This is a genomic window from Streptomyces nidicola (genome assembly GCF_050106155.1).
Classification (GTDB): domain Bacteria; phylum Actinomycetota; class Actinomycetes; order Streptomycetales; family Streptomycetaceae; genus Streptomyces.
On sequence record NZ_JBNBPI010000001.1, the window covers coordinates 7,641,008 to 7,653,378 of the forward strand.

The 12,371-nt window shown below is 71.9% G+C and carries 12 protein-coding genes; 8 read left to right on the top strand and 4 right to left on the bottom strand.

Annotated elements, in window-relative coordinates; all coding sequences use genetic code 11:
• Positions 1–7 precede the first annotated feature (7 nt).
• Positions 8–1,261: a sensor histidine kinase gene (locus tag ACOKM3_RS34515; RefSeq protein WP_426905154.1), complete on the bottom strand. Its 1,254-nt coding sequence runs from the start codon at positions 1,259–1,261 to the stop codon at positions 8–10.
• A gap of 108 nt (positions 1,262–1,369) precedes the next feature.
• On the opposite strand from ACOKM3_RS34515, the gene ACOKM3_RS34520 reads away from it, so the two are divergent.
• The 3 genes from ACOKM3_RS34520 to ACOKM3_RS34530 all read left to right on the top strand — a co-directional run bounded on the left by ACOKM3_RS34520 (position 1,370) and on the right by ACOKM3_RS34530 (position 3,963).
• Positions 1,370–2,293 carry an ABC transporter ATP-binding protein gene (locus tag ACOKM3_RS34520; protein ID WP_426905155.1) on the top strand — a complete coding sequence of 308 codons (924 nt, stop codon included), beginning with the start codon at positions 1,370–1,372 and terminating at the stop codon, positions 2,291–2,293.
• Between the two features lie 2 nt (positions 2,294–2,295).
• The gene (locus ACOKM3_RS34525; RefSeq protein WP_426905156.1) at positions 2,296–3,069 is read left to right on the top strand and encodes an ABC transporter permease; all 774 of its coding nucleotides are present in this window, start codon (positions 2,296–2,298) and stop codon (positions 3,067–3,069) included.
• A 96-nt stretch (positions 3,070–3,165) separates the two neighbouring features.
• Positions 3,166–3,963: an SAM-dependent methyltransferase gene (locus tag ACOKM3_RS34530; RefSeq protein WP_426905157.1), complete on the top strand. Its 798-nt coding sequence runs from the start codon at positions 3,166–3,168 to the stop codon at positions 3,961–3,963.
• A gap of 9 nt (positions 3,964–3,972) precedes the next feature.
• Here ACOKM3_RS34530 and mug read toward each other — a convergent pair whose 3' ends face one another.
• A complete protein-coding gene (mug, locus tag ACOKM3_RS34535; protein WP_426906972.1) occupies positions 3,973–4,512 on the bottom strand; it encodes a G/U mismatch-specific DNA glycosylase in 540 nt (179 codons plus the stop codon).
• A 5-nt stretch (positions 4,513–4,517) separates the two neighbouring features.
• Positions 4,518–5,957, bottom strand: coding sequence for an adenylosuccinate lyase (purB, locus tag ACOKM3_RS34540; protein ID WP_426905158.1), 1,440 nt, complete (start codon positions 5,955–5,957; stop codon positions 4,518–4,520).
• A 98-nt stretch (positions 5,958–6,055) separates the two neighbouring features.
• Between purB and ACOKM3_RS34545 the strand changes: the two genes are divergently transcribed.
• The gene (locus tag ACOKM3_RS34545) at positions 6,056–7,162 is read left to right on the top strand and encodes an NAD(P)/FAD-dependent oxidoreductase (protein ID WP_426905159.1); all 1,107 of its coding nucleotides are present in this window, start codon (positions 6,056–6,058) and stop codon (positions 7,160–7,162) included.
• Positions 7,163–7,207: 45 nt separating this feature from the next.
• Here ACOKM3_RS34545 and ACOKM3_RS34550 read toward each other — a convergent pair whose 3' ends face one another.
• Positions 7,208–8,116 carry a LysR substrate-binding domain-containing protein gene (locus tag ACOKM3_RS34550; protein ID WP_426905160.1) on the bottom strand — a complete coding sequence of 303 codons (909 nt, stop codon included), beginning with the start codon at positions 8,114–8,116 and terminating at the stop codon, positions 7,208–7,210.
• Positions 8,117–8,317: 201 nt separating this feature from the next.
• Here ACOKM3_RS34550 and ACOKM3_RS34555 point away from each other — a divergent pair, with 201 nt between their 5' ends.
• From ACOKM3_RS34555 to hisD, 4 genes are all read left to right on the top strand, one after another.
• On the top strand, positions 8,318–9,328 hold the full coding sequence (locus ACOKM3_RS34555) for an aldo/keto reductase (RefSeq protein ID WP_267071271.1): 1,011 nt from the start codon (positions 8,318–8,320) through the stop codon (positions 9,326–9,328).
• Positions 9,329–9,363: 35 nt separating this feature from the next.
• Positions 9,364–9,783 carry an SRPBCC family protein gene (locus ACOKM3_RS34560; protein ID WP_426905162.1) on the top strand — a complete coding sequence of 140 codons (420 nt, stop codon included), beginning with the start codon at positions 9,364–9,366 and terminating at the stop codon, positions 9,781–9,783.
• 97 nt (positions 9,784–9,880) lie between these two features.
• Positions 9,881–10,876, top strand: a complete 996-nt coding sequence (locus tag ACOKM3_RS34565) for a LacI family DNA-binding transcriptional regulator (RefSeq protein ID WP_426905163.1) — start codon at positions 9,881–9,883, stop codon at positions 10,874–10,876.
• A 159-nt stretch (positions 10,877–11,035) separates the two neighbouring features.
• The gene (gene hisD, locus ACOKM3_RS34570; RefSeq protein ID WP_426905164.1) at positions 11,036–12,355 is read left to right on the top strand and encodes a histidinol dehydrogenase; all 1,320 of its coding nucleotides are present in this window, start codon (positions 11,036–11,038) and stop codon (positions 12,353–12,355) included.
• Positions 12,356–12,371 lie beyond the last annotated feature (16 nt).

The following is a 12,371-nucleotide window of genomic DNA, read 5'->3' on the forward strand; positions in this document are numbered from 1 at the left end:
CGACGTATCAGGCGACCGGCAGTTCGACGTGCACCTGCCACTCGTCGTCGAACGGGCCCGTGTGCGCGTGCCCGCCGAGCAGTGCCGCGCGCTCCCGGACGCCGCGCAGGCCGCTTCCCGTGCCGCCGTGCCCGGATCCTCGTTCAGGCGGCAGCGGGTTGCGCACCTCCAGGACGAGGTGCTTGTTCGCGACCTGGAGGGTCACGGTGACCGGCACGGTTCCGCAGTGCCGCAGCACGTTCGTGAGCGCCTCCTGAAGGATGCGGTAGCCCTCGCGGGACACCGGCCCCGGCACCGTCTCCAGCGGGCCCGACACCGTCACCTCCACCTTCGCCCCGGAGGCCCGCGCCGAGTCGAGCAGTCGGTCCGCCTCCTGGAGGGTCGGGCGGCTGCCCACCGGCTGCTCCGCCTCGCGCAGCACCAGGAGCACCCGCTCCAGCTCCTCCAGGGCGGCCCGGCCGGTCTCCTCGATGGCGCCGAGGGCCCGGTCGGTGAACGCCGGATCGCCGGCCGCCCGCGCCGCACCCGCCTGCACCACGGCGACGGTGAGCGCATGGCCGATGGAGTCGTGCAGTTCGCGGGCGATGCGGTTGCGCTCCAGGAGTTGTTCGGTGCGCTCCTCCAGCGCGGCGAGCCGCTCCGCCCCGGACGGGCCGAGGAGTACCAGAGCCGTGCGGGCCGTCAGCCACCCCGCGCCCGCCACCACGTACACCAGGAACACCAGGACCAAGGGGATCGCCACCGCGCACAACCAGGGTGTCTCCGGCACGGGTATCGCCGAGAACGATTCGGGCCGCATGCCCATGGCCGTGCCCAGCAACTCCAGGGTCACAGAAGCCACTTGGCCCGAGAACAGGCCGACCGTGAGCCCCAGGAACAGTCGGAACACCATCCATGCCGACGTGCGGCCGCGGTCCCGCCACGACGCCGAGGGCGCGACCGAGATCTCGCGCTCCGCGCCGGTGTCGGCCCCACGCACGTGATCGGTCCCGCCCGCGTGATCGGCCCCGCGCGCGTGCTTCCCCGGAAACAGCATCATCCGGGCCTGCAGCCCCTCCGAGCGCCGGATCACCGGAATCGAACCGAGCAACAGGAGCAGCGGCACGGGCGTCACGTAGACGAGTGCCCAGTCACCCATGGACGGAGAGGAGAGCCCCGGGTAGACCATCGCGAACACGAAGGCGATCACCGACGAGCACAGCAGATGCAGCCAGCGGGTGTACGTGACCGCGCGCGCGAGCGGCCTCAGGAAGCGGGGCATACCGTCATCGTGCCAGCCGCCCCGCGCCCGACGGCTCCCCCGCACGGGGGAGGCGAACTCCCCGGGCGGGGGAGGCCCGAGCACCCTGACGCGGACGATTCTGAGGCCATGACCAGTATCGACGTCCAGGACCTCACCAAGGAGTACGGCACGACGCGCGCCGTCGACGGGCTGACCTTCCAGGTCGGACCCGGCCGCGTCACCGGCTTCCTCGGCCCGAACGGCGCCGGCAAGTCCACCACGATGCGCCTCGCCCTCGGCCTCGACCGCCCCACCTCCGGGACCGCGCTCATCGGAGGCCGCCCGTACGCCACGTACGACGAACCGCTGCGCGTGGTGGGCGCGCTGCTCGACCCGCAGGCGGCGCACGGCTCCCGCACCGCGCGGGAGCACCTGCGGGCGCTCGCCGTCAGCAACCGGATCCCGGCGCGGCGGGTCGACGAGGTGCTGGAACAGGCCGGGATCGCATCCGTGGCGAAGAAGCGCGTCAAGACGTTCTCGCTCGGCATGCGGCAGCGCCTCGGCATCGCGGCGGCGCTCCTCGGCGACCCCGAAGTCGTGCTGCTCGACGAGCCGTCGAACGGGCTCGACCCCGAAGGCATCATCTGGATCCGGGAGTTGCTGCGCGACCTCGCGCGCGCCGGACGCACGGTGCTGGTCTCCAGCCACCTCATGAACGAGACCGCGACCTTCGCCGACCACCTCGTCGTCCTCGGCCGCGGGCGGCTCCTCGCGGACACCCCGATGCCGGACTTCATCGCCGCGCACAGCGCACGCCGCGTACGGGTGCGCTCCACGGACCCCGCCCGGCTGCGCGCCGCACTCGCGCGCGCGGGACACACGGTGACGCTCGCCGACGACGGCCGCTGCGACGTGGAGGGCGTCACCGCCGCCGACGTGGGCGCGCTGGCCGCCGCCGAGGGCGTGCCCGTCCTCGAACTCGCCGACGAACAGGCCTCGTTGGAGCAGGCCTACCTCGCCCTCACCGCGAACGACGCCGAGTTCGCCGCTGCGCCCCTCCAGGAGGCCTGACCATGACCGCCGTGTCCACCACGCCCGCCACGCCGCCCGCCACGTCGACCGTCGCCGTACTGCACTCCGAGTGGATCAAGGTCAGATCGCTGCGCGGCAGCTTCGGCTCGCTGCTCGCCGTCTTCGTCGCGACCCTCGCCATCACGACCCTCACGTTCGCCACGATCGGCCAGGAAGAGGCCGGCAACGGCGGCGACCTCCTCTTCGAGGCGTTCTACGCCCTCAACTTCGGCCAGATCGCGGTGCTCGCCTTCGGCGCCACGGCCGTCTCCTCCGAGTACCTGAACAACGCGCTGCGCGTCTCGCTCGCCGCCGTGCCGAACCGGAACCTCTTCTACGCCGCGAAGACGGCGGTCATCGGCGGCTGCGGGCTCGTCGTCGGCCTGCTCACGACCTTCACCGCGTTCCTCGTCGGCCAGGCGTTCATGGGCCCGTACACGCTCGGCCTCGGCGACCCGGGGGCGCTGCGGGCCTGCGTCGGCGGCGGGGTGTATCTGGCGCTGATGGCGCTGCTCGCGGCGGGGCTGACGGCCGTGCTGCGCAGTGCGGTGGCGGTGCTGAGCATCCTCGTGCCGTTCCTGCTGATCGTGTCCTTCGTGATCGGGGACGTCGCGGGTTCGGTCGCCGACTTCCTGCCCGACCGTGCGGGCCAGCAGATCCTCCACCAGCACGCCGAGGGCTCCCTCGGCCCCTGGGCCGGGCTCGCCGTGACCGCGCTGTGGGCGGCGGCCGCGCTGCTCGCCGGATGGTGGGCGGTGCGGCGCAGGGACGCGTAGAGACGCGTAGAGACGCGGGGTCCTCGCGCGCATCATCGAACTCCCGTGCCAAGATGGGATCTTGAGTGGAGCCCAGCAACGTATGAGGGAGATCGCATGACTGACACCGACGGGTCCGGGCCGGAGGGGCGGATCTCCAGCCACATCGCGCACAACGCGCGCGTGTGGAACTACTGGCTGGGCGGCAAGGATCACTACGAGGTCGACGAGAAGGTCGGCGACATGGTGACGTCCATGTACCCGAGCATCGGCGAGGTCGCCCGCGCCGACCGCGCGTTCCTGGGGCGCGCCGTCGGCTTCCTCGCCGGCGAGGCGGGCATCCGCCAGTTCCTCGACATCGGCACGGGCCTGCCGACCGTGGAGAACACGCACGAGGTCGCCCAGCGCATCGCTCCGGACGCGCGCGTCGTCTACGTCGACAACGACCCGATCGTCCTCACCCACGCCCGCGCGCTGCTCACCAGCTCCGCCGAGGGCCGGACGAACTACGTGGACGCGGACGCCCGCGACCCGAGGGCGATCATCGAGGCGGCCTCCGAGACCCTCGACTTCGAGCAGCCGGTCGCGGTCATGCTGCTCGGCATCCTCAACTTCGTGCTCGACACGGATGAGGCCACGTCGATCGTGCGTGAGCTCGTCGCCGCCGTCCCCTCGGGCAGCTACGTCGTCCTCACCCACCCCACCCTCGAACTGGGCGGCGAGGGCAACACGGAGGCCATGGCGTTCTGGAACGAGAACGCGAAGCCGCCGATCACCGCCCGCACGGGTGCCGAGGTGGCGGCGTTCCTCGACGGCCTGGAGCTCGTGGAGCCCGGCCTCGTCTCGTGCGCGCGCTGGCGCGACGAGGAGGGCACGCAGGTCGCCCAGTACGGGGTCGTGGCCCGCAAGCCGTGAGCTGAATACCTAAGCGTCGGTGGCGGCCTCGCGGAGGCGTGCGTACTCCTCCGCCATGGTCGCCGCCGTCCAATGGGCGTTCAGACCACTGGGGTTGGGCAGCGCCCACACCCGGGCTCCGCCGATCGTCCGCTCCTGCGGGCCGATCTGCGCCTTGGGCTCACCGAAGGCCGACCGGTACGCGGTCACGCCCACCACGGCGAGCCACCGCGGCCGCAGTTCGCCGACCCTCTCCTCCAGCAGCCGGCCGCCCTCCCGGTACTCCTCGGCGCTCAGCTCGTCCGCCCGAGCAGTGGCCCGCGCGACGACGTTCGTGATCCCGAGCCCGTACGAGAGGAGCTCCTGCTGCTCGGACGGCTTCAGCTGCCGGGGTGTGAAGCCGGAGAGGTGAAGGACCGGCCAGAAGCGGTTGCCGGGGCGGGCGAAGTGGTGGCCGGTGGCGGCTGTCATGAGGCCCGGGTTGATCCCGCAGAAGAGAACCCGAAGGCCGCTCGTGACGACGTCCGGAACGAGACGGTCACGAGCGGCCTCAAGGTCGGCCTGGGACAGGCGGGTCAGAGGATCGCCCCCGGCGTGTAACCGGCGGCCTCCGGGTGCTGCTTCACGATCTCCTCGACGCGGGCCACGATCTGCGCGACCTGACCGGCGGCGGCGCCCGTGAACGACAGCTTGTCCGCCATCAGCTCGTCGAGCTGCGCCCGGTCCAGCGGGATACGGGAGTCGGCGGCCAGCTTGTCGAGCAGCTCGTTGCGCTCGGCGCCCTGCTCGCGCATCGCGAGGGCGGAGGCGACCGCGTTCTCCTTGATCGCCTCGTGGGCCTCCTCGCGGCCGACACCGGCCCGCACCGCAGCCATGAGCACCTTCGTCGTGGCGAGGAACGGCAGGTAGCGGTCCAGCTCACGGGCGACGACGGCCGGGAAGGCGCCGAACTCGTCGAGCACCGTCAGGAAGGTCTCCAGCAGACCGTCGAGCGCGAAGAACGCGTCCGGCAGCGCGACGCGACGCACCACGGAGCACGAGACATCGCCCTCGTTCCACTGGTCGCCAGCCAGCTCGCCGGTCATCGACGCGTAGCCGCGCAGGATCACCATGAGGCCGTTGACGCGCTCGCAGGAGCGGGTGTTCATCTTGTGCGGCATCGCGGAGGAGCCGACCTGGCCCGGCTTGAAGCCCTCGGTCACGAGCTCGTGCCCGGCCATCAGACGGATCGTCTTGGCCGTCGACGAGGGGGCCGCGGCCAGCTGGACGAGCGCGGTCACGACCTCGTAGTCGAGCGAGCGCGGGTAGACCTGGCCGACGGAGGTGAAGGCCTGCGAGAAGCCGAGGTGCTGGGCGATCCGCTGCTCCAGGTCGGCCAGCTTGTCGGCGTCGCCGCCGAGCAGGTCGAGCATGTCCTGGGCGGTGCCGACCGGGCCCTTGATGCCGCGCAGCGGGTAGCGGTTCAGCAGCTCCTCGACCCGGCCGTACGCGACGAGCAGCTCGTCGGTGGCGGTCGCGAAGCGCTTGCCGAGGGTGGTGGCCTGCGCGGCGACATTGTGCGAGCGGCCGGCCATGACCAGCTCCGCGTACTCGCCGGACAGCTTGCCCAGACGCGCGAGGACGGCGACGGCGCGGTCCCGGATCAGCTCCAGCGACAGCCGGACCTGCAGCTGCTCCACGTTCTCCGTCAGGTCGCGGGACGTCATGCCCTTGTGGACCTGCTCGTGCCCGGCGAGCGCGTTGAACTCCTCGATGCGGGCCTTCACGTCGTGCCGCGTGACCTTCTCGCGCTCGGCGATGGAGGCCAGGTCGACCTGGTCGAGCACACGCTCGTAGTCGGCGATGGCGGCGTCCGGGACGTCGATCCCGAGGTCCTTCTGGGCCTTCAGCACGGCGAGCCAGAGCTGTCGCTCCAGCTTCACCTTCTCCTCGGGGGACCAGAGGGTGGCGAGCTCGACGGAGGCATAGCGGCCGGCGAGAACATTCGGGATACGGGGCTTTGCAGGCGCAGTCACGTGGAGGGAGTTTACCGGGCGTCCCTACAGGCTCCGAACCGTCGTCCGAATGTAGGAACGTACAGGTCAGGGATTCCGTCGTGGAGGAGGAGCAGGGCATGCGCACAGTGGTCGTCGGCAGCGGTGTCGCCGGTGCGGCAGCGGGGTACGAACTGGCCCGGAGCGGGGTCGACGTGACCCTCGTCGACGCGCGGATCCCGGGGCGCGCGACGTCCGCGGGGGCCGGCATCATCTGCCCGTGGTCGTCCCGGGTCGACGATCCGGACTGGTACCGGATGGCGGTCGCGGGCGCCGAGTACTACGAGGAGCTGCGGGCGGCGCTCGCCGCCGACGGGGAGACCGACCTCGGGTACCGGAAGGTCGGCTCGCTGCGGCTCACCACCGAGGACGAGGCGGAGGACGTGCTGCGGCGCGTGTCCGAGCGTGCGGCAGGAGCCCCGTTGGCGGGCGACGTGGAGCTGGTCGACGCGGGCCGGGCGCGCGAGCTCTTCCCGCCGCTCGGGCACAAGGGCCCCGCCGTGCACATCCCCGGCGCGGCACGCCTCGACGGCCGCCTGGTGCGGGACGCGATGTGCCGGGCGGCGGCGCGGCACGGCGCCCGGATCGTCGAGGGCACGGCCGTCCTCGTCGCGGACGGACCCGGCGGCTCGGTGCGTGGTGTGCGGGTCGACGGTGAGGTCATCGGCGCGGACTCGGTGATCGTGGCGGCCGGTGCGTGGGCGCCAGAACTGCTCGAACCGCTCGGCGTGCACGTACGGATCACACCGCAGCGCGGGCAGATCATGCACCTGCGCCTGCCGGGCACGGACACCGTGAGCTGGCCGGTCGTGCTGCCGCTGTCCCGGCACTACCTGCTGGCCTTCGACGACTCGCGGGTCGTGGTCGGCGCCACCCGCGAGGACGGCGCCGGATTCGACCACCGGGTCACCGCGGCCGGGATGAAGGAGGTGCTCGACGAGGCGCTGGCGGTCGCCCCCGGCCTCGCCGACGCCACGCACGTGGAGACCCGCATCGGCTTCCGCCCGGTGGGCCCCGACATCCGCCCGCTGCTCGGCGCGGTCCCGAAGGTCCCCGGTCTTGTCGTGGTCAACGGCCTCGGCGCGTCCGGCCTCACCATGGGCCCGTACGCGGGCTCGGTCGCGGCCCGCCTTGCGCGCGGAGCGGAGCCGGGGACGGACCTGGCGGCGTTCGACCCGCTGCGCTGAGCCGCCCAACTGCCGTGCGGAGGCATGTAGTTGACCGGCGGCACCTCAGTCGTCGGACTCCCCGTCCCCGGTGGCCAGCACCGTCGTACGGAACGACGCGACGACCGGCCGCAGGTCGATCCGGTGCCACGTGGCCCACAGCCGAACGGACCGCTGGAACCAGGGGAGTTCGCGCACGGTGATCCCCGCCGTGCGGCCGGTCAGCATGCTCCGCTGGACGAACGCCATGCCGAGCCCCGACGCCACGAGACCCACCGCCGTGAGCGGTTCGGGCGCCTCGAAGCGGATGTCCGGGGTGAACCCGGCGGCGGCGCAGGCCGCGATGAAGTCGTCCCGCCAGACGTGGTCCTGGCCGTCCTCGACCGCGACCCACGGCAGGCCGTCGAGGTCCTCGGGCCGCACCTCGGCCGCGCCCGCCAGCGGATGGGTGCTGGGGACGGCCAGGAGCAGCGGGTCCTCCAGGAGGAGCGCGCTGCGCAGGTCCGGATCGTCCTCGGGCGGCGCCTCCGGGGCCAGGGCGATGTCGAGGCTGCGCTGGCGCAGGCCCTCGAACTGCTCGTGCGCGGCCATGTCGTAGAGGGCGACGTGGATGCCGGGGCGGTCCTCGTTGAGGGAGCGCAGCGCCTTGGGCAGCAGGCCGGTGTGCATGGCGTCGCCGACGTAGCCGACGCACAGGCCGCCCTCCTCGCCGCGGCCGAGGCGGCGGCCGAGGTTCTCCAGGCGGGCGGCGTGCCGCAGGAGGGCGGTCGCCTCGGTGAGGAAGACGCGGCCGTCGGAGGTGAGCCGGATGCGCTGCTGGCTGCGCTCGAACAGGGTCAGGCCGAGGTTCTTCTCCAGCTGGGCGATCTGCCGGCTCAGCGGCGACTGCGAGATGTGCAGCCGTTCGGCGGCCCGGCCGACGTGCTCCTCCTCGGCCACGGCCACGAAATAGCGAAGTTGTCGCAGGTCAAGCATGTTGGACCTCGGGGGACTCAAGTATGTCCAAGTGAGTCTTGGACAGTCTTACCCGTCGATCCTAACCTCGGAGGAGCAAGAGGCGCGGAGCAGGAGAAAACACAAGAAATCTCCGCAAAGCCGCGCACGCAGCAGCAGGCGTACAGCACCAAGACGCACCAGCACCAAGGCACACCAGCACCAAGGCAAGGAATGAGCTCCATGGGCATCAAGTCCCTCCTCCCCGGCCGGCTCGGCTTCGGCACCGCTCCCCTCGGCAACATGTTCCGCGCGATCCCCGACGACGAGGCCCGCGCCACCGTCGAGGCGGCCTGGGACCACGGCATCCGCTACTTCGACACCGCCCCCTTCTACGGCGCCGGCCTCGCCGAGGAGCGCCTGGGCGAGGTCCTGTCCACCAAGCCGCGCGACTCCTATGTCCTGTCGACCAAGGTCGGCCGCGTCATCCTCGACGAGCACGAGACGGACGTCCCCGACTTCGGCGAGAAGGGCGGCCTGTTCGAGCACGGCAACCCGAACAAGATCCTCCACGAGTGGACCGCCGACGCCACCGAGCGCTCCATCGAGGGCAGCCTCAAGCGCCTCGGCACCGACCGCCTCGACATCGTCTGGGTCCACGACATCGCCCAGGACTTCCACGGTGACCAGTGGATCCAGAAGTTCGAGGAGGCCCGCACCGGCGCCTTCCGCGTCCTGTCCCGGCTGCGCGACGAGGGCGTCATCAAGGCCTGGGGACTCGGCGTCAACAAGACCGAGCCCATCGAGCTGACCCTCGCCCTCGACGAGCCGCGGCCCGACGGCTTCCTGCTCGCCGGCCGCTACACCCTCCTCGACCACGAGCACGCCCTCACGCGCCTGCTCCCGATGGCCCAGGAGCAGGGCGTCGACCTGGTCGCCGGCGGCCCCTACAGCTCCGGGATCCTCGCCGGCGGCACCCACTTCGAGTACGCGGAGGCGCCCGCGGAGATCATCGAGCGCGTCGGCCGGCTCAAGGCCCTCACCGAGAAGCACGGCATCGGCATCAAGTCCGCCGCCCTGCAGTTCTCCCTGGCCCACCCGGCCTCCGCCGCCGTCATCCCCGGCGCCACCCGCCCCAGCCGCATCGCCGAGGACACCGCCGCCCTCGCCGAGGAGATCCCGGCCGCGTTCTGGACCGAGCTGCGCGCCGAGGGCCTCGTCAGCCCGGCCGCGCCGCTCCCGAACAACGCCTGAAACCCCACCAGTTGACTGTGAAGGAGAGGCCCCCGATGGCTTCCACCACCGCATCCCTCGACATCCCGTGGAGCCCCGACCGCGTCTGGCGGCTCATCGGCGGCTTCGGCTCGCTGCCGGACTGGCTCCCGTACATACCGAAGAGCGAACTCGGTGAGGGCGGCCGCGTACGCCACCTCACCAACGCGGACGGCGGCGTCATCGTCGAGCGCCTCCAGGCCTTCGACCACGACGCGCGCACCTACTCGTACGCCATCGAGCAGGCCCCGTTCCCGGTCACCGGCTACGTCTCCACCCTGACGGTGCACGCCGTCCCCGGCCGTCCGGACACCTCCCGCGTCGAGTGGTCCGGCTCGTTCACCCCAGCCGGAGTGAGCGACGCGGAGGCCGAGGAGCTCTTCCACGGCATCTACGCCGACGGACTGGCCGCGCTCCTGGAGACCGTTCAGGGCTGACGGACGCGCCGACGCCGGGTGCCGGAGGTGGAATGCCTCCGGCGCCCGGCGATCCGTATCCTTGCCTCGACCCGACCCGACCCGGAGGTAAGGACACATGGCGCGGCGGCCGACCGTCACCAGCGTGCAGATCGCCCGCGAGGCCGGAGTGGCGCAGTCGACCGTCTCCCGCGTCCTGAACGGCGGGAGCGTCGCGCCCGAGACGCGCCGCCGCGTGCTCGAAGTGGTCGCCAAGTACGACTTCCAGCCCAGCCAGGCCGCGCGCAGCCTCGTGGGCTCACGCTCCGGCCTGATCGGCGTGGTCATCCGAGATCTGACGAACCCGTTCTACCCGGTCATGGTCAAGGCGATGGAGCGCGTCCTGCACGAGCAGGGCATGCGTCTGACCCTGGTCACGGACGTGATGACCGCGGAGGAGGGGCTCGCGCAGCTGCGCCGAGAGGGTGTCGACGGGGTCGTGTTCACCTCGGCGCTTCAGGACGAGCCGCTGGCGCACCGCACGGCCGGACACGGCATCCCCGTCGTGCTGGTCCACCGCACGCTCGACGACTTTCCCGCCGACCAGGTCGAGGCCGACAACCCGACCGCGGGCGAGCTCGCCGCCGAGCATCTGCTGGGCCTCGGGCACCGGCGGATCGCGATGGTCTGCGGTCTGGCGGGATCGAGCACGGCCCAGCAGCGCGGCCGCGGATTCCGCGACCGGGTGCGGGCCGCCGACGGCGCCGCGCTCACCGAGATCGACGGCGATTACGACTACGACACCGCCTACGCGGCGGTGCGGACGCTGCTCGCCGCCCCCGAGCGGCCGACGGCGCTCTACTGCCACAACGACGTCATGGCGTACGCGGCGCTCAACGCCGCCGCGGCCGAAGGCGTCGACGTGCCGGGCGAGTTGAGCGTGGTGGGCTGCGACGACGTGCCGCTCTCCGCGTGGGAGCGGATCGACCTGACGACCGTGCGCCAGCCGCTGGAGCGGATCGCGCAGGTCGGCGTGGAGCTGCTGCTCGGCCGGCTCGAGGACCCCGAGCTGCCGCATCGGCACGAGGTGCTGCCGGTGGAGTTCGTCGGACGCTCCACCACGGGCCCGGCGTAAATCTGTTCGTAGCCCCCTTCGTAGCCCCCTTCGTAGAGCTCTTCGTAAACCCCTCTCGAAATCCCTTCTGGGATCCCTCTTGACCGTTCAACCCCTCGTCTTCCATTCTGTGGATACGTATCCAATGGATACGTATCCATCACGAGTGAGGAGCTGGGCGTGTCCCGCACCATCAAGGCCGCCACCACCCCGTCCACCGCGCCGTCCGGCAACGACACCGTCGGGCAGGCCGTCCGCGAGCTGATCGCCGACGTGCGCGGCCGCGGCGACCAGGCCGTCCGTGAACTGTCGGCGCGCTTCGACCGCTGGGAGCCGGAGTCCTTCCGCCTCGACGACGAGCGGCTCGCCGAGATCATCGGCACGCTCGACCCCCAGGTGATCGAGGACATCAAGACGGTCCAGGCCAACGTCCGCCGGTTCGCCGAGGCGCAGCGCGACTCGATGTCCGAGATCGAGATCGAGACCGCGCCCGGCGTCTTCCTCGGCCACCGGCACGTGCCGGTCCAGTCCGTCGGCGCCTACATCCCCGGCGGCCGCTACCCGCTGACCGCGTCCGCGCACATGACGATCGTGACGGCGAAGGCCGCGGGCGTGCCGCGCGTCGTCGCCTGCACCCCGCCGATCCGCGGCGAGATCCCCGCCGCGACCATCGCCGCGATGCACTTCGCGGGCGCCGACGAGATCTACGTCCTCGGCGGCGTGCAGGCGGTCGCCGCGATGGCCGTCGGCACGGAGACCATCAAGCCGGTCGACATGCTCGCGGGGCCCGGCAACGCGTACGTCGCCGAGGCCAAGCGCCAGCTGTTCGGCGAGGTCGGCATCGACCTGTTCGCCGGGCCGACCGAGATCCTGGTCGTCGCGGACGACGCCGCCGACCCGTTCGTCGCGGCCGTCGACCTGCTCTCGCAGGCCGAGCACGGACCGGACTCGCCCGCCGCCCTGGTGACGACGAGTCAGCGGGTCGCCGACGAGGTGCAGCGGCACATCGAGGAGATCCTGCCCGGCATGCAGACCGGCGACATCGCGGGCCCGGCCTGGCGCGACCACGGCCAGATCATCCTCGTCGACGACCTCGACGAGGCCTACCGCGTCGCCGACGGCTTCGCGTACGAGCACGTGCAGATCCTCACCGAGAACCCTCGCGAGGCACTGGACAAGATGCACGCCTACGGCGCCCTGTTCCTCGGCGAGGGCACCTGCGTCTCGTACGGCGACAAGGTGATCGGCACCAACCACGTGCTGCCCACCCGCGGCGCCGCCCGCTACACCGGCGGCCTGTGGGTCGGCATGTACCTGCGCACCGTCACGTACCAGGAGGTGCGCGAGGAGAAGTCCTCCGCCGAGCTCGGGGAGCTGTGCGGCCGTGCGGCCCGCGTCGAGCTGTTCGAGGGGCACGCCCGCTCCGGCGACGTCCGCGCCGCCAAGTACGCCGGCGCCACGCTGCCGTGGACCGACCACTACGAGTCCGCCCGCTCCTGACCCCGCAGGGTCGCCC